At 60.8% G+C, this 25,473-nt stretch carries 21 protein-coding genes and 1 pseudogene; 11 read left to right on the top strand and 11 right to left on the bottom strand.

Annotated features, from left to right (window positions below; all coding sequences use genetic code 11):
• The first annotated feature begins 396 nt into the window (after nt 1–396).
• From NDI79_RS22775 to NDI79_RS22765, 3 genes are all read left to right on the top strand, one after another.
• A complete protein-coding gene (locus tag NDI79_RS22775) occupies nt 397–1,533 on the top strand; it encodes a DUF4238 domain-containing protein (RefSeq protein ID WP_310930908.1) in 1,137 nt (378 codons plus the stop codon).
• Nucleotides 1,534–1,870: 337 nt separating this feature from the next.
• Entirely contained in the window at nt 1,871–2,953 is a 1,083-nt protein-coding gene (locus NDI79_RS22770; RefSeq protein ID WP_310930907.1) for a hypothetical protein, read from the top strand.
• A gap of 3 nt (nt 2,954–2,956) precedes the next feature.
• A complete protein-coding gene (locus NDI79_RS22765) occupies nt 2,957–3,424 on the top strand; it encodes a hypothetical protein (RefSeq protein WP_310930906.1) in 468 nt (155 codons plus the stop codon).
• 15 nt (nt 3,425–3,439) lie between these two features.
• On the opposite strand, the gene NDI79_RS22760 is transcribed toward NDI79_RS22765, so the two are convergent.
• The 5 genes and pseudogenes from NDI79_RS22760 to NDI79_RS22740 form a co-directional block, all read right to left on the bottom strand.
• Entirely contained in the window at nt 3,440–4,090 is a 651-nt protein-coding gene (locus tag NDI79_RS22760) for a hypothetical protein (RefSeq protein ID WP_310930905.1), read from the bottom strand.
• Between the two features lie 992 nt (nt 4,091–5,082).
• Nucleotides 5,083–5,889 (bottom strand): annotated as a pseudogene (locus tag NDI79_RS23730) (replication factor A); the annotation flags it as partial.
• A 323-nt stretch (nt 5,890–6,212) separates the two neighbouring features.
• Complete coding sequence (locus NDI79_RS22750) at nt 6,213–7,910, bottom strand: phage NrS-1 polymerase family protein (protein WP_310930904.1); 1,698 nt, start codon at nt 7,908–7,910, stop codon at nt 6,213–6,215.
• A 268-nt stretch (nt 7,911–8,178) separates the two neighbouring features.
• Nucleotides 8,179–12,297: an ATP-binding protein gene (locus NDI79_RS22745; RefSeq protein ID WP_310930903.1), complete on the bottom strand. Its 4,119-nt coding sequence runs from the start codon at nt 12,295–12,297 to the stop codon at nt 8,179–8,181.
• Nucleotides 12,298–12,659: 362 nt separating this feature from the next.
• Complete coding sequence (locus tag NDI79_RS22740; RefSeq protein WP_310930902.1) at nt 12,660–13,064, bottom strand: hypothetical protein; 405 nt, start codon at nt 13,062–13,064, stop codon at nt 12,660–12,662.
• 276 nt (nt 13,065–13,340) lie between these two features.
• Between NDI79_RS22740 and NDI79_RS22735 the strand changes: the two genes are divergently transcribed.
• Nucleotides 13,341–13,526, top strand: coding sequence for a hypothetical protein (locus NDI79_RS22735; protein ID WP_114587353.1), 186 nt, complete (start codon nt 13,341–13,343; stop codon nt 13,524–13,526).
• 85 nt (nt 13,527–13,611) lie between these two features.
• Here the strand turns inward: NDI79_RS22735 and NDI79_RS22730 are convergent, their stop codons facing one another.
• From NDI79_RS22730 to NDI79_RS22715, 4 genes are all read right to left on the bottom strand, one after another.
• Nucleotides 13,612–14,112 (bottom strand): hypothetical protein, encoded by a 501-nt coding sequence (locus NDI79_RS22730; RefSeq protein WP_310930901.1) that lies wholly within the window; start codon nt 14,110–14,112, stop codon nt 13,612–13,614.
• A gap of 258 nt (nt 14,113–14,370) precedes the next feature.
• Nucleotides 14,371–15,408, bottom strand: a complete 1,038-nt coding sequence (locus tag NDI79_RS22725; RefSeq protein WP_310930900.1) for an NAD(P)-dependent alcohol dehydrogenase — start codon at nt 15,406–15,408, stop codon at nt 14,371–14,373.
• The gene (locus NDI79_RS22720; RefSeq protein WP_310930899.1) at nt 15,408–16,169 is read right to left on the bottom strand and encodes a DUF4386 domain-containing protein; all 762 of its coding nucleotides are present in this window, start codon (nt 16,167–16,169) and stop codon (nt 15,408–15,410) included. Before NDI79_RS22720 ends, NDI79_RS22725 begins: the two co-directional genes overlap by 1 nt.
• A gap of 476 nt (nt 16,170–16,645) precedes the next feature.
• Nucleotides 16,646–17,215, bottom strand: coding sequence for a flavodoxin domain-containing protein (locus NDI79_RS22715; protein WP_310930898.1), 570 nt, complete (start codon nt 17,213–17,215; stop codon nt 16,646–16,648).
• 263 nt (nt 17,216–17,478) lie between these two features.
• On the opposite strand from NDI79_RS22715, the gene NDI79_RS22710 reads away from it, so the two are divergent.
• The 3 genes from NDI79_RS22710 (at nt 17,479) to NDI79_RS22700 (ending at nt 19,909) form a co-directional block, all read left to right on the top strand.
• The gene (locus tag NDI79_RS22710) at nt 17,479–18,090 is read left to right on the top strand and encodes a cupin domain-containing protein (RefSeq protein ID WP_310930897.1); all 612 of its coding nucleotides are present in this window, start codon (nt 17,479–17,481) and stop codon (nt 18,088–18,090) included.
• A 222-nt stretch (nt 18,091–18,312) separates the two neighbouring features.
• Nucleotides 18,313–18,996: a hypothetical protein gene (locus NDI79_RS22705; protein ID WP_310930896.1), complete on the top strand. Its 684-nt coding sequence runs from the start codon at nt 18,313–18,315 to the stop codon at nt 18,994–18,996.
• Between the two features lie 307 nt (nt 18,997–19,303).
• Nucleotides 19,304–19,909, top strand: a complete 606-nt coding sequence (locus NDI79_RS22700) for a metal-dependent hydrolase (protein WP_310930895.1) — start codon at nt 19,304–19,306, stop codon at nt 19,907–19,909.
• Between the two features lie 8 nt (nt 19,910–19,917).
• Here the strand turns inward: NDI79_RS22700 and NDI79_RS22695 are convergent, their stop codons facing one another.
• A complete protein-coding gene (locus NDI79_RS22695; RefSeq protein WP_310930893.1) occupies nt 19,918–22,092 on the bottom strand; it encodes an Ig-like domain-containing protein in 2,175 nt (724 codons plus the stop codon).
• Nucleotides 22,093–22,225: 133 nt separating this feature from the next.
• A complete protein-coding gene (locus tag NDI79_RS22690; protein ID WP_310930892.1) occupies nt 22,226–22,609 on the bottom strand; it encodes a hypothetical protein in 384 nt (127 codons plus the stop codon).
• A 300-nt stretch (nt 22,610–22,909) separates the two neighbouring features.
• Here NDI79_RS22690 and NDI79_RS22685 point away from each other — a divergent pair, with 300 nt between their 5' ends.
• From NDI79_RS22685 to NDI79_RS22670, 4 genes are read left to right on the top strand one after another with little or no spacing between them, the layout of a single operon-like run.
• Nucleotides 22,910–23,305 carry a hypothetical protein gene (locus tag NDI79_RS22685; protein ID WP_310930891.1) on the top strand — a complete coding sequence of 132 codons (396 nt, stop codon included), beginning with the start codon at nt 22,910–22,912 and terminating at the stop codon, nt 23,303–23,305.
• Nucleotides 23,302–23,472 (top strand): hypothetical protein, encoded by a 171-nt coding sequence (locus NDI79_RS22680; protein WP_310930890.1) that lies wholly within the window; start codon nt 23,302–23,304, stop codon nt 23,470–23,472. The genes NDI79_RS22685 and NDI79_RS22680 overlap by 4 nt, the downstream gene beginning before the upstream one ends.
• Nucleotides 23,473–23,931, top strand: coding sequence for a hypothetical protein (locus tag NDI79_RS22675; RefSeq protein ID WP_310930888.1), 459 nt, complete (start codon nt 23,473–23,475; stop codon nt 23,929–23,931).
• On the top strand, nt 23,928–25,430 hold the full coding sequence (locus NDI79_RS22670; RefSeq protein WP_310930887.1) for a cell division protein CdpA domain-containing protein: 1,503 nt from the start codon (nt 23,928–23,930) through the stop codon (nt 25,428–25,430). The genes NDI79_RS22675 and NDI79_RS22670 overlap by 4 nt, the downstream gene beginning before the upstream one ends.
• Nucleotides 25,431–25,473 lie beyond the last annotated feature (43 nt).

Here is a 25,473-nt window from a genome sequence, read left to right as displayed (position 1 = left end):
CAAGATTTATTGGACCTCATGAAGTTGCCAACGGGAACCATTTTCCTGACCAAGAAAGATAGAGGCGAGAGAGTAGTCACTACAGTAATTCCAGCACAGGACGTTGAGATGAATGTTGACCACCTGTTGAAATGCGGTGATTGCGGCCTGCGATACAACGGTGCTGACGAAGGATGTGGTCTGGTGCGGATCCAAGGACAGAGTCAAGGAAATACACAGTAACACCTGTAGACTCTGCGATGAAGAGATTGAACCTGGAGGAGAACCCCGGATATCCGATGATGTCCATGAACAATGCCAAGAAGAAGTCTTAGAAATGTTCTGAACCAATTCTATCGACTACAGCGTAGCAAGGCCTTTAGACACTGGAATTCCAGTCCTGCGTAAGAAGACGAAATGCCTGAGCGGAAGAACCAGCACTACGTACCCCAGCACTTCCTGAAGGGGTGGGCCACGGACAACGTGGTTAACGTCCTACCTCTCTCTGAGGGCGAAATCTTCCCCAACAGCATCAGGAAGGTCTGTTCACGCGACTACTTCTACGGGAATCCTCCAAGGGTCGAAACCGAACTCGGCAAATTAGAAGGACATCAGCACAGCCCTATCAAAAAGCTGCGTAACGGGGCCGACATTGGAGATCTCTCCGGCCAGGAGGTCAAGCTGCTTCTCTCTTTCATCACGACTCAGCGCTCGAGGACCGAAGCCGAGCGAGAAGATATCCGGAGTGCGGAAGAGTTCATGCGTGACGCGGTCAAAGACGATATGGAACACGACCGGTACGAAGGCAGTGTCATCTGGGACTCTGACCTTACCGAGGAAGAAATGGAGGACACGATGGTTGACGCCTCCCTTCTCGGAACACACCACTACATCATCACCCAGGGAATCTTCGGCTACACAGGGATCCAGGATCTCGAAGCTGAAATGCTGTGCAACGTCACCGAAAGAGAGTTCATCATCTCCGACACACCGATGGTCCTTGACAATCCTCGCTACAAACCACGGTACGGAGCAGTACCGGCAGGGATCGGCAACAGAGGGCTTCAAATCTACTGCCCCATCGACCAGAACAGGATACTACTCCTCTACGACCCACAGATCTACAGGTTCAAAAGCAACTCCCGGAGACAGGTCCTGATCAAAGATCCTGACGTCGTCGACCAGATCAATCTAACCCAGTTCCACAACGCAGAGAACGCCGTAATATCCAGCTCCAGCAGCGAGGACTACATTCAAGGCCTACACAGCAAGATCGACGAAGTACGCCGGAGAGAAGAAATCACGATGCCTCTGGAAACAGAATCCATGGAAACCGTAGAGGTAGAAAAGACTCCTGCCTACCAAGCACCAAAAATCTCTCCTGACATACCCGGCTGTACCACCATGACCCATCTCCAGTACGACAAAAGACGTCCCAGCTGCCAGGCACCGAAAGGCCAGAACCTGGCCCGCCGAATTTTCAACGAGGTCGGATTCCCTGACGCAGCACTCATCTACGCAATCAGATTCTTCGAAGAACAGCTGGAACTATAGGTGGCATACTGAGTCTATGAGAGCTCGATAATCCGGTCGACACCGCTGTACTCATCGTCCAAGATTTCACGGCCCTTCTCCTCATCTATCCCCGCTGTCTCAAGCAGTACTGCAAGCACAATTATCCGTAAAAGAATCTCGGCCCGGGCAATATCAGTAGTCGACAAATTCTCAGGCAATAGCTGAGGCCGTCCTCATTGACCGGCAACTACATGAAATCCCGGAGAGTCGTGTCAAGTGAAAGATGCCGTTCCGAGGTCTGCGGGACGGAGAAATCGTTGTACCCGCCAACGTCCTCAATCAGGAACCTGTAACCTGTCCCGAGTGCGGCGACACCATGTACGCCCGAGGCGGTGATCAAAAGGCACGCCACTTCTACCACGTCAACAACTCCTCCGGAAACAATTGCCCCACCACCGAGTCGACCGGAGAATCAGCTACCCACGCACGGTGTGTAGCACTCGCCGTCGCAGCACTCAAAAACAAATTCAAACCCCAGGCCAAGCGGTACGGAGCAGAAATCACGTTAGACGCCTCCGACAGCGGCAGCGGAAACAAGACACGACAGGCCGACGCACTACTCGAGTTCACCGAAGAGAACCCGTTCTTCGGCAAAGGTCTCATCATCGAAGTACAGCACCGGCACCATGAGAAAGATACCAAATCCACGACCCACGATTACCTCTACACTGGTTACTCCGTTGCCTGGCTCTCTTCCAGTGACTTCGGAGAAGAAGAACTGGATTACTCAGTTGTCGACCAAGCCTTCGCCAAGGAAGACGGGGCCGGATACAGCGTACGCGACTACTCAGCTATACGGTTCATCGACTGTGAGAGCTACTACTACGGTGGAGAACACAACTGGGGGACCGTACCAGGATACGTCCTTACCTGCGAAGAAGACTACCAGATCTGCACCAGCCGCCCCTGCATACTACGCCGCCAATACGACGAAGATCGGGAGGAATACGCCTACCATCCTGACGTCGCACAACCTGACCTCCCGCTAAAAGTCCTGAAAAACACGTTAGTCGGTGTATCCACCATCACCAGTTTCGAAGAATCACTGAAGCAAAGATACCACGACGCCGTCCTCGAAAAAGCACTGGCAGACAGGCCAGAAATCGGGGAATGTCCTGGCCCGAAAGGATTCCACGAATGGCAAGGAAACCCGGAATCATTCTGGGGCGGAGCCGCCGACGTAGAACTCCGTTCCTGCCAACACTGCCCGGTCCACCTATTCACAGATCAACGCGGATACCCGGACGAACGCACAGACATCCTCTTCACCGAAAAACCGGATCCCGACTGGAACCTGATGGAGCTCGAAGCAGATCCCCGTCAATGCCAGAACCGAAGCCACGAACACGGGTTCTGGTACGAACAATGCCCCGACTGCGGAGTCAACAACCCATACTAAGAAATGGCCAGCGTTCACTCAGATCCCACCGTCGAACCCGAAATCGCCCTCCACTGGATAGGCGGCGGAATAGCGGCCTTCCTCCTGTTCGCAGTCATAGTACGACTTATCGAGACATTCCAGACAAACAATCAGCAACGCACCGTAACCGGGATCGCCATCGCAAGCGGCCTAATGATCTCCATCGGCGTATCACCGCTGGGCACCTTTGCCGAAGAACTGGCCCAACTCTTCGAAGTAGTTCCGACACAATACCCGGAGTGGATCAAGGCCCTTCTCACCATGGAAACCGTGTTCGGACTACTGTACGGATTCACTGTGATGGGAGAAAGCGGAGGCCTCCCCGCCGTCGCATCATTCGGCCTGGCACTGCTGGGAGGATTGATACTGTTGTACTCTCCGCCCAGCGGCCTACTACTGATCTTGTTCGCCTGGATGCTGATGGAAGTCTCCCCCGCCGATCGATGGTAGATCAAATGCTGAGGGCTACTCTCCGCTCAGTGTCGACAGTTCATCCCGGTAATCATACCCCCAGAGCGGATCACGGCTCATCTCAAACAGAACCCGCTCAATAGCAGGAACAACCGCCTCCACATCCTCCTCGTCAGCCTCGGGAAACATCTCGACAAAACTCCTCTCAAGCCTTCCCTGCACAGAAGCGACGTAGATCTGGAGTACATCGTTCAGAAGACTGTGACCGTATTCATCAAGGAACTCTTGAACCGCTTCATCAGTGTACGCCTCTCCGACTAGAGCGATAATCTGCAGCCCAATCAAGCTGCCATCACCCACCTTGTCCACGTTCTCTGCCTCGGCCTGGAAGAAATTCGCCTTGTACCCCATAGGCTGGCCCTCCGATGCAATCTCTACCGCACCGACTTCCTCCAGTTCATCCATGTCGTTATACAGCGTCGACTGAGGGATATCTCCGTCAAGATACTCCAGTAACTCAGAGACGGTGATCCCATCCCACAAGAACGGGTTGCTATCCGATTCTTCAACCACGACGTTCCCCTCTACATGGAGAGTGAACCAAATATGCGCTAACCGAGGAGAGTCAAGAAGCCGGCCAATAGCCACCAAGTCGTCAACCGTGGTTCCGAGCGAATCAACTGTCTCACGGCCAAGTCCATCCATACAGCGTACTTTCCAAGATTCTTATAAAGTTGTTTCGGCTTGCTGTCAAGTAGATGGACTACTTTTACCCAGAGTTGCCACCGACACCAATCAACCAGACCTCTTTCAAAGCCGAAAAGTAGAAAGAGGCCTTTCAGTCTACACTATTCACTGCGTCCCGCTGTCGAGCGGGAGAGCTGTGATCATACTTCTGAGTCGATTTCTTGGACATATGCCGGAGCTGAGCGGCAGCCACCGAGATTAAAGAAACTCTTGAGGAGGGATCTGAAGTAGTTGAAGATTGCATCAGTCCTCATTCCGTAGGTGGCGTGACCGATACGCGCTCTCTATTCGGCAGGTCGATTCTGTCAGGTGATTAGAGAATCAGCAAACCCGTCACAATCCGGGGGGAGGACTAGAATCGCTCAGGCGACGTCTTCCAGAGCGACAGCCGCAACCGCCGCTTCGACCCCACTCACGTCCTCGCCGTAGGCCTCCGTCGCCTCCTCGCTGAACGGGGTGTCGCCGGTTTCGAATGCCTCGAGCCGCTCACGGGTCTGGCTGGCCGTCTCGGCGACCCACGCGTCTCGGGTCGCCTCGTCGACCTCGGTGATTGACTCCGGTTCGATGGCCACGTTCGTCCGGTCACCCCGCTCGTAGGTCCGCAGCTTCCCGACGACCGCGACGTACGCCGGCGGCACCGCTGCTCGCAGCACCCCCATCGCCTCGGGCTGGTATTGCCCGGCGTACACGTACACGGGCGAGTCAGCAGCGAACACCTTGCCCTGCCAGTACTCGGCGTCGGAGCCGATGTCGGCGGTTTCTGCAAGGGTCCCGACGACGAACACGCGGTTGACGTCCACGCCGGTCGGGGTCAGGCCGTAAACAGGCGCCCGCTCCTCGTCGGACTCCTGGAACGTCTCCGTGGTCCCGTTGAGTTCCTCGGCGAACAGCCGCCGAGCCGGCTGGCGGGCCGTGAGCGCCGGCTCAATCGCGTCGGTGTCGAACCCATCCGGGGCGTCGGTCGTATCCTCGGAATCGTTCACCAGGAAGTACGTCCCAACGACGCTCCCGGTCAGCCGATACCGCCGACCGAGCAGCTGCGCGCTGATCTCCTCGGCGACCACGTCCGTCGAGAGTGCGTCCATCGCCATGTCAGTCGCATCACTCAGCGAGATGCCGGTCACCGTTTCGGTGGCAGCGGCGTCGAACAGGGCACTCAGCGATCGCTTGCCGTCGTCGAGGATCGCCTTGATGCGGAGGTCGAACTCGCCGTCGCGCTGTCCGTGCTCCGCACACCGGCCGTTCCGGAGGACGCGCGTGCAGTCGTCGGCCCCGCATCGCTTGATCAGGCCCGAACCTTCCTGGATGTCGATGATGCTTCCGACGACCGCGACGCTCCCGTCGCTTGCCGCGACGACATCGTCGGAAGGACTGATCGCCGTCGCGGAGTTACAGCTCACCGAGAACCGGCCCTGGTACTCGTCGGTCACGACGCTCTCGAAGCGGTAGGCCTCGCCCTCCTCCAGTTCGGGGAGGTCGGCACTCGCCCACTTGACGAACTTGAGGCGGCCGGACTCGTCGCCGAGCAGCCCGACCTGGGCGATCTTCTCGCTCCGGGGCTCCCAGAGTTCGACGACCTCGGCGACGACGTCGATCCACTGGTCGGCCTCGTCGACGTCGGCGAACATCGTTCGCGAGAATCCGCGGGAGCGCCCACTGTAGCCAGCTAGCCGGGCGATGTCATCCGAGAGATCGGCTCGCTCGAGGTCGGCGTCGCCACATGCCTTGCGAACAAGCGTCCGGACGGCCTCGTCCATCGGGACTCGGTAGGCACACAGGCGCTCCAGCTGGGCGGTCACGTCCTCGGTGTCGAGGGCGAACGCGGGTTCGGTTCGGTCCTCGTCGAAGGCGACGAACGCGTCGGTGATGGTCTGTACACGGTCTTGCAGGTCGAGAGTGGTTGCACTGGACATTTCGAAACTCCGAGGATTCACGAGTGCGGCTCGCTGTTGCAGCCAGTCGTCGTCAGGACAACGGACACGTCGCCCGCTCTCGCGATCTCCTCACCCCCTTCAGGAGGATAAATACAGACGGAAGGGCTGGAACAGCCACGGCTGCGGTCTCGGTACAACCGGGTGCGTCAGGAAAACCATCGACGAAGCCGACGAGACAACCCGGTAGAAGATCTCGTGTCTGGTCCGGATGACTCCGCATCGGCATCACGAGTGTCCTCGTTTCCGTCGGTGGATGTCGGCTCGCATTCGCTGTTCCCCTGTCCGTTCGAGACTGCCCCGGAGGACCCCTTGACAACGTGTCCGATAGACCTCTCGTTCCAGGATCGGGAATCACCCTGATCCCCGTTTCCTGCAACAGCGTCGACGACCCCGTCTTCCCTCGAACGAGCGCTATCGTCGGGCTGGTCGATTCCGAGTACGGCCCGGTACTGTCGAAGCCGAGCTTCGAGTTCCGCGATTCGCTCGCGCTTCGCGTCCAGTTCGCGCTGCTGGCGCTGGACCTTCGCGGCCAGCCGCCGGGCGTCCTCGACCGCCCCGGCGTCGATTGGTGCCGGCTCAGGGTTGTGGGCCGACTCAGGAGAGGTGCCGGCTTCGCCTGATGGCCGGCGGCTGTCGTTCGATGAGGACGATGGGGACTTTGACGGTGGCGTGTAGTAGTCGTCGACGGTCAGGAGCGTCCGGGCGATACAAACCGTGCCATAGGTCGCCCCGTTGGCGAAGTGAACCTTTTCCCACTTCCCTCGCATGAGCCCTGAATCGCGGAACAGACGATCTATCCGGTCGGGATCGCCGCCAGTCCAGAACGCCAGATAGAAGCACAGGCCCATATCGGCCTCCGACTGCGAGGGATACCGGCTATCCCGCCCGCTCCAGAGTTCCGAGCGGCCGTCGTAGAGCGCCTCGATGACATCACCACTCTTCGAGTCCATCGCACGCTCCAGTACCGTTTCGTCGTCGAGATCCACACCCGGGCCCGCGATGTCGTCCATCGAGGTCGGCAGCGGTGAGGGAAGCGCCGACGGACTCAGTCCGTGCAGGGCGGCCTCGAGACCGGGGTCTTCGATATCCGGGTAGTCCAGTCCGTAGCGGGCGTACAGTCCCGAGTCCGATCCGAGTGCCGTGGCTGTCTCCGAGGTCTCCGTCTCGTCGGCTTCCTTTCCAGCTGCCGGCTCGCCAGCCTGCAGTCCGCGCTCGTCCGCTGACGAGTCGGAACGACGGGTATCCTCGGCGGCCGCCTCGAGATCGACCGGCGCCGTCTCCCCATCGGAGGGTGACTGGACGTACTCGTAGTGGACACCGAGCAGCGCATCCTGCCGTCGCTCGAGGGACGTGGGTGTCCCCTCGATGTGGTCGGTCGTGACGGTGAAAAAGCGAGCCTCGTCATACATCTCGACGTCACCGCGCCGATTCCGGCCGGGCGGGAGTTCGCCCTCAACGATGACGTGAACGCCCCGCCCCGAGGGCGACACCTCGCTGTAGGAATCCAGCCGGTCGACGATGTCCAGGGCCCACGATGCGAGTTCGCCCGTTGTGGAATCCCGGCAGTCATCCAAATCCACACCGACGATGGGCGTCGCGGGCGCGAACACGAAGCCGATCCCGTCGGTCCGGACGCGGTCACTCTCGTGAAACGCGAGTGCGCTCTCTAGGTCTCGCCAGTGGCCGGCCTCTGTCGCGCTGGCGTTCGGCGTGCCGTTGGTATGGTAGGGCTTGATCGGAACTTTCGTCGCTTTCCCGTCACGTTCTGTCTCTTGCCAGCAGATCCACTGCTCAAGATCGGCTAACCTCTCGGGAATCAGACTGACGTCGATATCGCTACTCATGATGTTCGTCTCTGGTTGGTGAACCTGTGCCGATCACGCCCGATTCGAGGCGTCGATAAATCGCCGTGCATCGCTGTGCGCCGGAGCGGGCGGTGGGTGCGTGTCCGTGCGCTCGAAATCGCAAGCCCGTGCGCCTCCGGTACAGTTGAGCGAGTTCTCCCCTCCCAAACTACTAGTATAGGTGTCGAGTCAACTGGCCCAGCACGGATGGAGCGCGGCCGAGAGCAGCTATCGAGCGCACCGTGCGCCCAACAACTAACCCAGATCGTCACCGGTCGACCTCCCCGTCCGTCCGGTCAACCATTCGGACGAGATTCCGCCCCCCGACGAACCGCCACTCTCGGGGATTCTCGAATGCCTGCTCGGAGAGACGTGTATAGTTCTCGATGTCTCGATGTGGCACCGTCTGAAGCCGTCCATCATCGGCCAGAACTCTGATAATTTCGTGCGCAACGTCGGTGTGAGGCACCACCCACATCTTCCGGACGCCGTCGAAGCTCGCGAGGTCGTCGTAGTGTTTGATCATCAGGTCGGGACGGATGTTCGTCACCACCTCGGCGATAACCGCCAGCGTCCGCCCGTCACCGTCGCCCGGGAGGAACGCAGCGACATCGAAGATCATCCCGCCGGCCATCGGCTCGTAGTACGTCTCCACCAGCAAGCCCTGATTTCGGAGGTGGCGAGCGGTGTACTCGACGTACACCTTGTGGACGGTCTTCTCGAACGGGTCACCGTCGTTGCGGCCCGAATAGATCGTCCGATCGACCGCGTCCTGCCCTGCCGGAGTGACATAGTAGTACTTCCGCGTGTTGACCGACTGGAGTTCGAGGTGGCCCATCTCGACGAGCCGGTCCTCGTCGATCTCGCCGTCGACACCGTTCCGGATCGTCGTCATCGACTGGGTGAGGTCGTACCCCTCCAGTTCCCCGTTGATTCCTGCGATGACGTCTCGGAGAAACTGTTGCTCTGCTGGAGTCAGCGAATATGATTCTCCATTGGCCGGGGGACTCCCCGAGGACGCATCCGCAGCGGCACGGCCATCGTCTGTCGGGGGACCTGCAGCGGAGTCATCGGAAATCCCGGCAGTCGAATCGGATGCAGCCGGAGATGGACCGCGTGGGGCGCTCCCGGTTCCAAGAACGGTGCCAAACTCGTTCGAGGCACCACCGACCTGACCATCCGCTCGACCCTCGTTGGAGGAGTCATCACGGCGGTCCGCAGAGTCGTCTCCGGATATCGTCGAATCGGGTTCTGAATCCCGCTCGGTCGTATTCGAGGACCTCTCACGATCTGAATGAGAGGAGTTGGCCGTCGGCGGGATCGTCGACGAATCCGACGGAGATTCCGAACGGATAGCCTCACTGTTCAACGGTCCAGTTCCGTATCGCGCGGCTCGCTGTGCGGCGTCCGGCGGGCTGTTCACGCCCGGCACGAGACAGTAGCTGAACCGGGTTCGCGACCACTGGAGTTCATCCGCCTCTTGGTAGGTCGTCCCCGCGTCAGGGCTGTATGTCCCGGCGTCGATCGGTTCCTCGCCGTCGCTGTGTCCCGACGGAATCGGGAGCGGCTTGAGCGTCACCAGCTCTGGCGTGTCGGTCATGAATCCGGTGTCCGGGAGTTGGGCCAGCCACTCACCCCGGGGGAGGGAGGCGATCCGGTTCGACAGTTCGATCGCGTCGAGTTCCTCGTGGAACAGCGTCGTCGCGAGCTCGTCGTCGATGGCGAGTTTCCCGATCAGCTTGGTGTTGATGTTCCGGAGAATCTCCTTGTAGGCTCGCGTATCCAGTGCGTCGCGTTTCACCTGTTCGGGGAAGTGAACGATCAGTTCGAACGCGAGGGCGAACTCGCGAGCATCGGGAATCATCTCATCGCGAACCAGGCTCGCCTGCATGATCGGCGCCGCCTCATCGATGATCAGGTTCACGCAGTACCCCTCGTCGGGGTCGGGAACCCCCCTGTTCCAGCGCTCGCGAAGCCGGACCCACGACCAGAGGTAATCCAGCATCAACACGGTGAAGACGTTGCTCGAGGCCGGACGGAACTCGCCCGTATCGACGAGGATGACCTTCGACGAGTCCAGTAGCCGATCCAGGTCGAGTAACATCTGCTCGTCGGCATACTGGCGAGTGTCGTCGTCCCACTCGGGGGCGAAATTGAGCATCCGCCAGATGAAGTCCCGCTCTTTGAGCTTGGTAATCCGGTTCAGTACCGCATCGATAGAGGTGGCAAAACGACGTTCGTCCCCGCTGAAGTGCCGCCTGAGTGTGGCGTGAAGCTCGGGGTCGCTCACGTCCGGAATGACCTGTTCGGTCTGCATCCGCGTGGCCGCCCCGAGCAGGTCGCTGATCGCGAAGGCCTCGTCCCCGTACACCGGGTCGAAGAGAGCGACGATGAGATTCGAGAGGATTTCCTGAGCGACGAACGCCTGGTTGTGCTGTTCCTCGCCGAGGACGTACTCGAGAAGTTCGTTGTAGCGGTCGACCTTCTCCTGGACCGCCGCCTCGCGGCTCATCCCGGCCGCCACCTGCGGTCGGATGTCGAAGAACGGGAAGGCTGGAAGCTCACCGTTCGGGCCCGGTACCGGGAGATGGATCACCTCGTCGAGATCGCCGAATCGGCGGAAGTGCGCTCGCTTGTACTCCGTCGCCATACTACCGCCCTTCTTGTCGAAAATGAAGATCGGTCCATTGAGCTCCTCGTAGGCACTCAACCCGTCGTTGACCATCGCGGTCGTCTTCCCGCTCCCCGTCGTCGATGCCCGGAGAACGTGGTGGGTGAGCTGCTCGGCAGTCAGACTGATTGGAATGTTCGGCCGGTCCGGCGTGGCGGTCTCGGCCTCCCCGATACACATTCCGGTGTCGAACTTCGCGAGCAGTTCCTCGTCCGTCGCGGTGAGCGGTGACCGGGCGTCGGGAGACCCGCCGGACGCGCCACGACTGGCCTTCGGAAGGGCCCCCGTATTCGGGACAGTCACGAAGTTGGCGAGTTCGTCGGGGCTGGTGACGATAATCGGATTGGTGTTTCCGAAACGCTCGCGGATCCCTGTCCGGCCGAGACGTGCGCCACAGAGGTCCTCGAACTCGCGATCCACCGCATCGACGGCCTCCCCCTCGACGCCATAGTATGGTCCGCTAAGGGCAGTGAATGCGCCCGTCACACCGTTGATGACGCTGGGCTCGCCACCAGCCCGCAACGAGAGGTCGAACGTGACGGTCGGCTGTTTCAGATCGATCTGCCCCATCCGGCTATGCCGGGTCGAAGGGCCGTCACCGCCGCCCGAGAGGGTTCCACCGATTTGCTCGGGCGTGTCGGGACGGTGACGCTGTCGACGTTCCTCTTCGGAGGTGCCGAACAGCATCGCGCCCGCTTCCTGCCTGAACGCACTCCACATCCCCGTCGTGCCCATCTTCAGGTTTCGCTTGTGGGCCTCCGCCTCTTTCGTCCAGTCGCGCCGGGGAGTGAACACCGCCTGGAACAGGAACGGCTCGTTCGTCTCGGTGGCCTGTTCGAGCAGGACACTCAGCGGCGAGCGGAACGCCTCCTCGATGTCGACGGATACTTCGCTGAACTGCGAGAGCAACGTCATCCAGTCGTTGTTCTTCGTCTCGACGCCGCCCCAGCGAACCATCGCCGGAGGTGTCGGATCATCGCCGTCATCGGGACCGGAAACTCGCGCGTCTGGATCGTTCGCACCATCCAAGAGTCCCGGGTCAAATCCCTCCAGATTCGCGAGCTCATCTAGTCCCTCGAACGACTCGAGATCGGCGAGGGTAGCTCGATCGGGCTCGGCGTCGTCGACGAACACAGCACTGGTCGCGAAGGGGACGATCTCGAAGCGGAAGCGTTCGGGATACATCGCCCGGACGTTCGCAGCGAGATGTTCGACTGCCTCGACCTCGTAGGGATGAACGCCGAGATAGAAGTCGAACCGCTGTGTGGCCTCCGGCTTGTGGATCAGGAATTCGAAGGAGTGGTGCGTACTCACGAACGAGAGGCGTCGCTCGACATGGAACGGGAGTGTGCGGCCACTTCCCGCGCGGTAGAGTCCATAGAGTCCTTTGATGACGTGGTCTGGAGTGACCTGTTCACGAGCAGGGGTGATCTTGATGTACGGACGTGGACCCTCACCGTCCGAGTTGTCTCCTGGGTGTTCCTCCGACTCTGACGGCCCCTCTGGATAGGCCGGTTCATCGGCGTTGTCCGTCTCGGGCCCCTGGTGTGAATCTTCCTCGGGCTGTCCCGCCCGCGGCTCTGTATCGTCGGAGGGTTCGCCACCGAGCCGTGTCGAAAGCGCTCGCTGAATATCAGCCTCGTCGATGCTCGGGAACCGCGGGTCGCGAGATGATTCACTCGCACCCGGCCGGTCACTGGTTGAGCGACCGGTCATCGAGTCCGGTCTCCTGTCGGTGAGCGGCGAGACGACCAGCACCCAAGAAGGGCAGATCGATGGCTCGACGGACAATACGACTGGTTGGCGTGAATGGGGTACATGGCTCGAGACGAATGAAGCCCGTCGAGGCGTGGGTCGCGTCCGGTTGCCTTGCGCTCACCATCGGCGAGGATAGCGGGCGACCAAGTGGCCCTCGGACACGAGTTACACATCGATGACGGGGGGTGTGATCGGACGGGGTTTACACTCCGACGACGGGGGGTGGGTCGAACGCCGTTTACACTTCGATGATGGGGGGTTGGATGGTAATCGGACTGTTGTCCTTGGGTACCAAATGCGGGGACTACGCCGCGGAACGATCACCCGGCGATGAACTCGAGCAGGGAGACGAGCGCTCCGAGCCCGAAGTAGGCGATCACCATCGCGCCACCGCCCATCGTGAGTTTCATCCCAGTCTCGGATCGCTGGGAATTCCGACGTGCGGTGAGCCAAACGATGAGTCCGAGCACTAGCACGGTCAGACCGGCGTACTGGAGCGTCGTGTAGACGACGTCGTACAGGTTGGTGAGGATGGTTTCCCAGCCGGCGACCGAGCCGCCACCCCCACCCGTAGGGCCACTAGCCTGAGCGGCGGCAGGACCGACGAACACCAGTAGCGACAGGAATGCCGTGATGAAGACGGTCTCGAAGTCGAGGGCGCGGCGAAGCCGACGAAGCCGGCGGCGGTACATGTCGAGGTCGGAGTCGGTCATAGTGCTCGTCATTGCACACCGGCCGTTCGACTGGTGCTGTAATGTTTGTTTCAAGAATGCGTAAGTCGCAATCTTACGCCTCGCGCACGGTTGCGTCGGACGCACAGGTGCGCGTATATCAGTGTTTGGTGGGTTCTATGTGGGGTTGAGGGAAACAGTTATGCTTGTTACCCTCTCGCATAGAGACGAGCAAGTAGTTGCGGTCCCGACTTGTAGCCGACCGATAGTGACCGCCATGACACGACCAGACACATCTGGGACGACGAACAACCCCGGGGAGTGCTCGCGATGAGCCGGTACTCAATCCCCGTGAAAGAGAACACGCGCGACCGACTCCGTGCGTTCAGTAATCGAAATCTGCTTGATCGGCAGTCCTACGACGAGGCGGTGAACGAGCTTCTCGACCAAGTCGAGTTCGCAACCGCAGAGGAACTCAACGCTGAGTACAGACCAGTCGAGCGGGGTCGGATCTAACCGATATCCGACCACGAGATTCCTTCTGCTGGTGATCAGATCGAGTTCAAATCCAGTTCTGACGTTTAATGACGAGCGGGGGTGGTCAAATCCCAAAGACACCAGCGATGACTGTGAACAGGAGCCCCCCCATCGAAACGCCGATCATCGCGAGCCCCCACGTGATCCCGTGATAGCCGCGGGTCCACGTCCGTCCTCGAGGTGTCCCCGCCGCCCATAGCGCGGCCCCGAGCGAGAAGCACGCGAGGCCAATGTACGACAACATCCCCGAAGCGGCCTGAGCGATCGGGAGCAACCCAGCGCTACCGGCCGACCCGTAGGGCCAGCCAGGCGGGAGAAATCCGGAGCCACCCATCACGAACGCGACGAGATCGTAGAACGCAGAGAGGCCGATAATCGCGACCAGCGCCGCAGCCGAGCCAGTGATCATCCCACGATATCGAACCGCCCTGCGGGAGTTCGTCCTCGCGGTGAAATAGCCGATGAGCCCGATGACCAGCAAGGTCAGTGAGAGGTACCGGGCCGTCAGCTCGGCAACCGTGAACAGCCTGAACGCGGGGTCGATGAGGTCGGCAACCGACGGCATCTAAGCGAAGAAGGCGGACTGAACGCAAGTACTCTCACAGAGTGCGCGATGCGCACAGTTGCGGCGTGAGACAGGCCGATAAGAGCGAGCTATAGGGATTAGCGATATAATCCGTATTTCTCTGTGTATTCTATGCTCGCTGTCAGAAACACTGTGCGAGATACAGCACGCACATCTCGCACGTAGTTGCGATTAAAACAACTCAGTAGAATCACCCAATACAGACCACCGGTTGAGCAGACCCATGGGATGCGAGTGTCATTCGACGGTGATTACGAGTTTCCCTGTCGCACGGCCTGCTTCGAGATCGCGGATCGCGTCGGGGACCTGTTTCAGCGGATACCGTTGATCGATGACGGGCGTGAGATCGCCTGATTCGAGGAGTCCACTGAGGAATCGCAGGTCGTCGGGGTTGGGCTTCAGAGAGAACCCACAGTACCGTCGCCGCCCGAGTGCCGACAGCACTGGCCCGAGCGCCATCGCCGCGACAAATCGTCTCGTGGGACCGCCAACCATGACGTACCGTCCCATCGGCGTGAGGATACGTCCGTAGGACCGCATCGAATGCGATCCCGCCGTGTCGAGGATGAGGTCGTACTGGTTCCCGGTGGTGGTGACGTCTTCCGCGGTGTAGTCGACGACGTGGTCCGCACCAATCGAGCGGACCAGTTCCATCTTCGCGGTGCTGCACACCGCCGTTACCTCGGCGCCGAGGTACTTGGCGATCTGCACCGCGAATGTCCCCACGCCACCGGACGCGCCGTTGATGAGGGCGTGCTCGCCGGACTGGAGTTCGCCGGCATCACGAAGCGCCTGAAGGGCGGCGACGGCCGACGTCGGAATCGCCGCTGCGGTCCTGAAGGAGACAGTCTCGGGTTTCGAGACGACCGCGTTCGCTGGGACGCACACGTACTCTGCGAAGCCACCGAATCCGTGTTCGGAGAGGTCAGCGAGGACCTCGTCGCCCGGCTCGAAGTCGGTGACGTCTCGGCCGATTGCTTCGACCTGCCCTGCGATGTCGACACCGGGGGTCGGGAACTTCGGTCGGCGGTAGCCACCGTAGATGAGACGGATGAGGAACGGTTCACCACGCATGAGGTGCCAGTCGCCTGCACCAACGGAGGCAGCAACCACGCGTACCAAGACTTCGTCCGGATTCGGCGTGGGCCGCTCAACGTCGGCGAATTCCAGTACCTCGGGGCCACCGTATTCCGACTGAACGATTGCATGCATGGTGGTGGCTTCCACGTCGGTCGTGATCGCCGCTGAACTCTCCTGGGGTGTCACTGCGGTCATCAGGCTGCCTCCGGCGTCGTCGGTTGTTGTGGCCTGACGCCCCGCACGACCAGATACAGTGCGAGGGCGATCTCCCCGACGACGGCCGTCACGAGGACGACCGTCGACGCGAACGATTCGTAGGCGGGCACGAGCAGGAACGTGAAGCTCTCGGTCAGGTAGCCGAACGCCGCGAGGACGACGAGAATGCCGAGGATCGCGGGGAACAGTTCGGACTGATAGAGCAGGTACCCTAACACGATCAGGTGGAATCCGAAGAAGATCCCACCGATGAGATAGCCGTACCCGTGAGCGGTCAGCAACAGCAGCGCGAGCGCGTTCAGTTGCTCGGGGCTGAAGACAGTCGTGTACTCCGGACCAGTGAGGAGTTGCAGTGCCATGAACTGGTTGAGCATATTGATGCTCGCAATTGCGGGGTGGGCGACCAGCCGAAGTGCCGCGGCCACCAGCGCGAGGGTCCTGTTCACCGGGCGGAGGAGGACGTACAGCAGGACGGCCACGATGGCGTCGGCCGAGAAGGCGATCAGGTCGCTGACCACCCCGAGCCGGAACAGCCCCTCCGAGGCGAGGATGTTCGCGGCTGTTGCGGCCGCATCGCCTGGGACGATCAGCGTGGCGCGGACGAACCCCTCGCTGAAGCCTGCAGTAACGAAAATCAGGATGTAGAGCAGTCCCGCGATTCGTGCAGTTGTCTTAGTCGAGACGGGCCGTATGCGACGTGGTCGATGCGTCTCGACGGATTCGGTTGTCGTGGTTGCCATTGATACGCCTCCGGATATCCTGTCCGAACGACTCCGAGCGGTGGAGCGCCGTCGAATGGTACTCGGGTCACAAGGGACCGTCTGAAAGGACTGCTAAATAGGAAGGGTGTCAGAGGAGATAACCTTTCCTGCAGTTTCTCGAGGGGGGCACCAAGCATGCAGTCGCGACCACCAGGGTAATCGGTTAATCAGGGAAATTCGGAGAGACGCCGGGGAGCTGGAAACAGGGCTGTGTCGTGCTGTCTATAGCGTCTGTATCTCGCATACCGATTATAACCTCGATGTTTCAGACAAGCACTGTTGCATAGGGAGGGCAAGTCGCTCACTCTCTATGGTTCATCCACTGAGCCGATACTGGGTTCGTCGGCCCAAGATGTGTCGCACTTCTGCCCTCTCCCTATTCAGTTGGTCTCAGCCGAAGCAGTGGCCGCCTGGTGTCAGTTCGTGAACGACAACCGGTCGCTTACTGTCGGTCCTCAGTCTGCTTCGACCGCTTCGCCCAGTCGTTCCTCGACGAACACGGCGAACTCGCCGGCAAACGATACGACCGATTCCCAGTCGGTGAGCTCGGCGTCTCCCGACTCGTCCGTCTCGAATTCCTGGTTTCTCACGATGAACTTCAGCAGCGCTCGCTTGAGGAACCCGTACTCTGAGAAGCGTAGCGCGCCGCCGAAGAGGGCGATTCTGTCGGGCTGCCAGTTCGTGGCGTCGATAAACTTGTCGAGGTATCCCGTCGCCTCTGCGAGCCCCTCGTCGTTTTTCGCCCCGGACGCACCGGAGACTTGAAAGAACCCGTTCGGCGTTCGCACCAGCACGTCGCGGTTCGTTTTAACCCACTGCCTCACCGACTTCTGTTGTCTTCCATAGTGGACCGACGCACCGATCAAGACAGCGTCGAACTCGTCGATATCGAGTTCGGAATCGATCTCCGCGACGTTTACCGTCGTTGCCTCGTGGCCACGGGCTCTGAATTCCTCCGTGATGCTGTCGGCTATCTTTTCGGTCTGTCCCTCGCCGGTTCCGAACACAGTAAGGATGTGGGCCATGCATGTAGTAACGTCGACAACAGTCAAATACTAGCTGCAGCCTCTCGTGGGCGAACACCCTGTCACTGACGCTCTCCGTGGGGCTACTATTCTGATCTTCACGGATCGGAGGTCCACAATGAATCCCATTTCCCACTTCGGCCTCTGTATCTCCTAGGCCGCTACTGGGGGAACGCTCGAAGAGTCGCTACCGGGAATAGACTCAACGGGACGAGGGTCCGTAGGAGGAAGGCCACATCCAGCCAGCGAACAGCACGTACGGAATGGTTACGACCGCTGGAGCACTATTGAACCGGATGAGCCGATTTTCGAACGAACATCAGTCGATGGTACCAGGTGATCCCTCAGAGAACGATTCAGTCGGATATCCAAGCACAGCCGAGGATCTGTCGACGGGAGCACGTATCACGTTCCTCGAACGCGGTGTCGATGAACAGGGGGCGTACTTGATGATGGACGGCGTTCTTCCGCCGGGAACCGATAGCGGACCCGCCCGTCTGCACCCACAGTCGGAGGTACGCTCGAAGGTGATGGCGGGTCGGGCCAACGTGACGGTTCGCGGTGACTCTCACGTCCTGCTTCCCGGCGAATCGCTGACCATCGCACCCGGAGAGGCCCACAGTATCCGAAACCGCGACGACGACATCCTCGTCGTTCGGACGACGCTCCGCCCGCCCGGCGAGTTCGAATCCGCGATTCGAGCGCTCTACGAGGCCGGGGCAGGGGGCCGACCGGATCTATTCGCGGTGGCGGCGGTGCTCTCTCACTACCGGGAGGACGTGCGTCTTGCAGGGATTCCGTGGTGGCTTCAGCTCCCCCTCCTGAGTGCGCTCGCCAGGATTGGGACATTGCTCGGTCGAAATCCGCTCAGGTAGTCCGCTGCCCAGTTGCGCTCAGTTTGTCGTGACGCTTTTTTGCCGACCGTTGAGTACGACGACGAGCGTATCCTGCGGCAGTCGTGCGAACGAAGAGCAGTCTGACTGTCGGATGAAAAACCCTCGACACGACTATCTTCTCAGACGACTACTGTAACATCAGCGATAAAAATGGCGTCGTCTACTAACCAAGCAGTCGAAAGTATTGAGCGGCCGACCGGTGTGAGTCGGTGGAACTATCTTCGTGTAGGAGGTCTGGCCGCGCTCACCGAGGCGGCCATCTACGTGGCCGGTATCGCGTACTTCCTCGTCATCCTCGATTTTGCGAGCGTCACCGGGGCGCTCCAACAGGTCGAACTGTTCGTCGCGAACGAGACGAGTCTGTACGCGATGTACCTGCTCATCTACGTGGTCTTCGGTATCGTACTGGTGGCGCTCGTTCTGGCGCTTCACGAGCATCTCAAAGCCGACGCACCGATGCTGATGCGCGCGACGACCGCTTTCGGGCTCATCTGGGCCGGCCTCGTCATCGCCAGCGGGATGATTGCCAGCCTCGCGACGGGCGTCGTCGTTGACCTCTACAGTACCGACCCGACGCAGGCGACGACGGTCTGGCTGGCAGTTAGTCCGGTCATCGACGGGTTGGGCGGCGGTAACGAGATTATCGGCGGCCTCTGGACGCTACTCGTGAGCGTGGTGGCGCTACGGACGCGGGCGCTCCACCGACTGGTGAACTACTTCGGGCTCGTGGTCGGGACTGCAGGTATCATCTCGGCGATTCCAGCACTCGGTGAGATCGGCGGGGGCATCTTCGGGCTTACCCAGATCGTCTGGTTCGTCGCTCTCGGCGTCCTCCTGTTAGGCGCGGGACGCCGTGAGGCGTCCGCATACCTTCGTGAGGAGTGAGTCGACCGATTGTGGTGTGAGACCAACACGGACGAGACACTGAATACATACTCTGGGCCTTGTTTAGACGCGGTGTAGATCGTCCGCTACGGTCGTTGCTCAAAGAACGAAATCGGGAAGAGAAGCACTCATGGATGGATTCTGTTCAGCCAATAGAATCGCTGACCGACGTCTTCAGGAGCGTCTAAACAAGGCTCATACTCTGTATCGGTCACGCCGATTTCGACATGTCTGCTACTAGTTACATCCGAAAGTCCGAAGACTCGCACTAATCCCAATAGGCCCAATCACCACAGAGCTACGGCCGATGTGGGATTTTCGTGGGGACAGCCCCTCAGACACCGAGAACGACTATATCGGAGTCACCCAATCTGGGAATGAGGGTGCCCCGATTAGGAGTGGCACCGACCGGACTATGCACAGGGATGGACACCGAGGAATCGCGCTCCTGTTGATGCTCCCACTGACAGGGCTGTTTGGGATCGTCGGCTTCGCCATGACGGTGGTCGCAGTAGCGGTCTGTCGCCTTCCAGATCTCGACCACGACTACGATTGGCTCCCCCACCGCGGGCCGACGCACACCGTCTGGTTCGCGCTGGGTGTCGGCGCGGTCGCCTGCGCAGGGCTCTACGTCGGCCTGCTGGCAGCGCCGGTCGTCCTCCCTGCTTGGCCGATTGCGGTACTCGCCGGGACGACGGTGTTCCTCGGGGTCATCTCACATTTGCTGGCGGATGCGCTGACCGTCGGTCGCGGTGATCACACAGTTCGTCCCTTCCGACCAGTGTCCCCGCTTCCGCTTCGGTTCGGACTGTTTAGGGCCGACTCGAGGGTATGGAATGCAGGGTTCTTAGTCGGGGGAATCGTCGGTCAAGTACTCGCATTGTGCTGGTTTTACTTCCCGGCGATACTCTGAGGTTCGCACTACCGCCTGCTCGCCGGTCGCTCCCGCATGAATCGCATCCACAGCAACGCGAAGATCCCGAAGACCAGCCACTCCGCGAATATGGCTGCGTTCGAGATAGCCGCGCTCAGGTAGCCGAGTACCCCGGTCGCCCCACCAACGAACGCCGTCTGTGACACGCCATATCCGTGGGCGTCGAGATAGTAGGTCGGACGCGAATCGCGCCAGTAGTCACCAGCGAAATGCGCTCGGACGATCGTCCCTGTCACGTCGACGGTCGCCCGACCATCCGCGCCAGTTGTGACGCTGTCTACGGCTGCCCCGTCGAAAGTGATGGTACGCCCGGGAAGCGGGAGGCCGGTCGCACTCGTGAGGAACACCACGGCTGTCCCCGCAGACTGGTTGACAGTGACGGTGAGCTCGGATTCCCGATAGCGGGTCACACTCACCGACGTATCCACAGGAAGCCCCCACACGTCACTCGCCTCTGCCGTGACGGACTCGCCGGTCACCTGGTCGGTGCTCTTCAGGACCCCGGCGAACTGGTCGTAGAGGTACGTCGGTTTCGTGTTCTGCGTCGCGATGATCGAACTTGGGAGCGGCGTTGCCGGAACGGACCGATTCCGGGCGACGTACGTTCGGTTCCACCAGATGTGCTGATCGGCAGGCTGGTCGGCGAGGACGCTCACGTTCGCCGGACTCATTCGGTAGTGGAGCATCGCCGGATACGTGCCCCGATAGGAGTGCGACGCCTCGACAGCGGTCGTGCCGCCGCTCGTCCGCTCTTCGACGTGGGTGTTCCGCGAAACCGAGTAGAACCGCCACGGAGCGGTCACGTACATCGTCTTCTCGCCGATCTGTACCTCGACATCCTCCCACGCCGCGGCGCCGGCAGCGAGGCCTTGCTCGCCGGTCCAGTTGACCGAGACCACGTCTCGACCGGGCCGGTCGTACACCTGGACGTCCACCGAGAGGTCGTCGCTGTTGACCGTCTCGATGGGCACGGTGTACTGGAGTTCGACCGTCCGGTTGGTCGTCCGGATCGAGTCCCACTCTGAGCAGCGGGCGCTCGACACGCCGTAGTGTGTCTCCAGTTCGGTTTCGATGCGGAGCGTCGCCGTGAGGTCGTACCGTCCCGGCGGGAGCCGACGTGGGGCCGAGCTGGTGAGGTTGACCGTCGTCCACATTCCCGGGCGAGCATAGTCGAGACTGATGTTCCCGGCGGTGACGTTCACAACCTCTGCATCCGAATCGAGCAGCCGGTAGTCGGCCCATCGAGTAAGCGAGTAGGTGTTGTTCCCGATGGTACAGGACCCGCTTTCGCTGTAGTCCGACGGCACGTCGACCCGGTAGTCCCACGGAACGTAGGTGGACAGCTGCCAGCTCGGGGTGATGTATCGACCGCGATACCACACCCCGGGGGCGACGTCAATGTTCCCCACGTAGGCATCCCGGACCAGTTCGTGGGAGCCGGGGCGCCACTGGAGGCCGACACTTGCACCGTCGGTCGTGGGGAATACTTCGCTCCCATTGCGGGTCGGGACCGAGGATGTACTTCGAGCGGCTGCCGGACTGGGTGCCATCGCAGAGTGCTGGAGGAGACCTTCGACGATCTGGATTTTCCGGTCGATCACCGTGCTGTAGTACGACGAGAGGACGAGCGCCTCGTCCGGGTTGGTGACGGTGAGGTTGCCGTCGACGCGTTCAACCTCGGCGTTGTACACCGGATTCCACCAGCCGTTCGGGTGGCGGACCTCGACTGTATAGTGACCGTCGGTACTCGTCGCTCGGGAGGGGTCAGCCGAGTAGAGCGGGAGGATTCGGAACTCGGTGTTCCACCAGTCCGTTAGCGGCGTCCAGCGGTCACGATAGGGGATCTGAACGAAACCGTGCAGTCCGCTCTGGTACATATCGGACTCGTTCGCGATGACCAAAGCATCTCGCGACTGAATATTCGAGTCCCACAGCTGGACTGGCTGGGTGACGACCGTCCTGTTGACGGCCGTGATGCTTCCGTTGTCTGCGTACTCGTAGACGCCGACGGTCTGAGAACTGCGTCCGGGATCGCGATCGTTGCTCGCGAGGACCCGGAACGTGTCGTCGTAGTGTTTCTCGACACCTGGCTCGGGATTGGGAATGACGAGCGCACCCGCAGCAGCACCGATGACCGCGCTCGAGACGATGATGAGTACCATCCCGAGAACTGCTACGGGAAGAGTAATCAGGTGGCCTCGAATCGGATCGACGACAGCCTGAATTCGGTCGCGAAGACACGGCCACAGCGAAGCTATCGTCGATGGAGACGCATCACGCACTCGACCGCGACGCCTATCCGAGGACATACTGCAGGAGGTCGACGAAGGTCCCGAACGCGGTTCCGACGACGAACAAGCCACCTCCGGAGAAAGCCATCCGTCGCCCCCACGCCCGACGATATCCGCTATGGCTTCCCAGCCACGCCATCACTCCGAGAACCAGCAGGACGAGGCCAGCCATGGAGAACACGGTATTCGTCCACGCCGGAAAGTCCAGCATTGAGCCGAAATCAACCGCAGCGAGGACGAACGCAGAGAAGGGGTGCTCATTGAGGGGAATCCAACGCCCTATCGGGAGAGTGAGCGGCCCCGCGACCGGGAGAAGGAGATCCTGGGTAGTCGCGACGAACCGAGTGGCGAACGCCGGGATGGTGAGGAGCAGGGGGAGCGGTGACATGATACTGTGGTCTGGAGCGACGCAGAACCGGCTCAAAAGTTCGCTCAGAATGCGGAAATCGCAGGTTTGCGGCTGACGCAACCGTGCGCCCGACGCAGTGTTACGCGTTACGCATTCTTGAAATAAACAAATGCTCGTCCCACGGACCACTGGGGTGTGATGCAATCACAGTCCATCCTCCGGACGGACGTCGTACTGGTGGCGCCGTTCGGAACCCTGCTCTCGGTGACTCCAGATTTCAATCTGCCGCGTCCCGCCGTAGTTCTCGACGAGAGTGCCAGCTGAAACCGGTGAGCCAGAATGCCTGAAATCGAGATTCAATTCAGAAGCGAGGCGGAGTACCGCCGACTCCGGGCGATCCGGGACAAGTACGGCGTCCAGTGGCGGGGGATGCTTATCCAAGGCGCCAAGCGTCTCGAGGGCCGAGAGCTAAGGTTCGCGCTTACACCGGACGACCCCGAACGTGAACGTCGCCAGTCGGAACAGGACAGTACCGACCCCAGTGAGCAACCCGCCGAGTCAGCCATCGATACCGAGACGCACGAAACACCAGCCAACACGGATACGTCCACCACCGATCATCGACTCGATTCGCGCCTGTTCGACGCGAACGGCACGCTCCGAACAGTCGAGTCCGAGACAAACCACGGGGACGGCGGCGCTGTCGAATTCACTGCAGAGAGGGCCGAGCGATGACCTCGACCCGTATCGTCATCAAGGACGACCAGCAATTCGAGCGGCTCGAGGCCGTCCGCGAACGCCACGGTGTCAACTGGCGGGGGATGCTGATCAAGGGAGCCGAGCAGCTGGAAGCCGGCGGTATTCTCCCGTCCGGGGACGAGTGCCACGAGGAGGGCGAGTAGATGCCCGACCCCGTCCCGGTTGCGAGTAACCTGCTAGAGTCGAAGTTCCTTGGCTTCTCCGTGAAGCGTCTCGCCGAGTCGCTCGCCATTCCACTCGCGCCGTGTGCCGTCCTCTACACCATCGGCTTTCCACTGCTGTTCACCTTCCCGCTTTTCGCCCTCGGAATCGGTGTCGGCGGGCTGATCTTCCTGAAGACGCCGCCCGGCCAGCGTCCCCTGCGGTATGCGCATGCCGTCTTCCAGTACAAGACCGGGTCGAACGTCTACATCTGGCGACATCCTGACCCCGAGGATGGAGATCTCGCTGCCGGCGTCACCCAAGACGAGTGGATTACGAAACCCCCGGTGACAACTGCTGGTCAGTCACCAGATTCCGAAGGCGTCGACCTCGCCTACCCCAGTGGCCTCGAACGCACCCGGCCGAATATCGACGGGTCGACGCCGGAGGACAGACCGTGACCCCCGAGAACGGGGCGGGCGCTGGAGGGTCGACACTCGACCTCCTCGGCTTCGAAAACGTTCGCGACGGTGGGGTCATCGAGACACCGACGGCGTACACGATGTTGATCGAGATCGAGCCTCGCGAGTGGCTCACGCTTTCAGAAGAACGCCGGAATAGCCTGTACGTCTCGTACATGACGTTCCTGCGGGGCCTGCAATTCCCAACGCAGTTCTTAACGCTCACGACTCGGTTCAACGGCGACCAGTACATCGAGAAGTTCGTCGGGGTTGACGCTCCCGGCACACCGACCGGCCAGCCGACCGCGACCGTCGACGATCAAGAGATTGCAGATGAACCAGCTACGGACGGCGGTGCGGTGGTCGGGACGGACAGCGACCGAGTGACCGACTCGCCACTCCTCGAGTACGGCCGGATCGCCCACGCCGAGTGGCTGGACCGGACGATTGCGCTTGCGAACGTTCGCGACCGGCGTTTCTTCGTCGCCGTCGCAGTCAAGAAAGGAGAGGACGAAGAGGGTGGCCGCTTCGACGCCATCACCAATGCACTCCCCTTCGGGGGTCGCGCGGCGACTGTCGACGACGAAGATCCATATCTCGACGAGGTCTGGGCCCGCGTTCAGCGGGTCGCCTCGCAGTTGCCGCGCACGCAGGTCGAGACGACTATCCTCGATGACCGCGCCGACGTCCTCGACATTCTCTATCAGGTATACCGAGGCCAAGAAGCCCCGATTAGATTCGAACACGGCGTCTTCACACAGCCGGATGAAGACACGCTGACGGACTCCACGACCGGCGAATCGCTCGACCTCGCGACGGCCTTCGAGCAGGCCGACCGGGAAGCTGAACTCGCCAACCCGGAATCCGATCCCGAGCCTCGTCCCGAGTCGACAGGTGATCTGCCGTACGGCGGGCGCGTCCAAGAGGAATACATCGACCAGGTCGACAACTCCCGTATCCTCGCGTGGTACGCTCGAACGGTCGGCCCAATCGGACGCGGAAAGCACTACCACTCGCCACTGTCGGTATATGCCGGCGTGACGCTGTTCGCGACAGCGCTCCTGTTCGCGGCCACGGCCCTCAGTGCGTTCCTCGGAAGCGGTCAGGTTGGAGATGTGCCGTACTTGCTCGTGCGAGAGGCGTCGTTCGGGCTCGCAGCCGGAAGCCTTCCGACGTTCCTGCTGAGTCTGGTCATCCTGCTCCCGTCGGGACGGCGATCGACAGCCATCGGCCTCGCCGGCGTCGGTGTGACGGCCGTCGCTGTGGGGCTGTTCGAGCAGGCGTATCCGACGCAGTGGACCAGCACGCCGACCGGGACCACGGCCCTCGTCGTCGAGGTGTACGCCGCGGGGCTGTTTCTGCTGGTCGTCGGCGTCGCACTTGCGCTCCGGGCCCGTCGCAGCGCTCTCGACGTAATCGAGGGTGATGTCGAGCAGCTTGCCGACGCGGTCGACGAGGATCACGGTGGGGCAGATCCACCGGAGGGAACCGATGTTTGAGCGATTTCAGGAGTTGTACCGCCGACCGATCACCCCGACCGTA

Origin of the sequence: Halogeometricum sp. S3BR5-2 (assembly GCF_031624635.1) — an archaeon.
Lineage (GTDB): Archaea > Halobacteriota > Halobacteria > Halobacteriales > Haloferacaceae > Halogeometricum > Halogeometricum luteum.
Note: the sequence above shows the minus strand (reverse complement) of the source record. Positions and strands in the feature narration are given on the sequence as shown.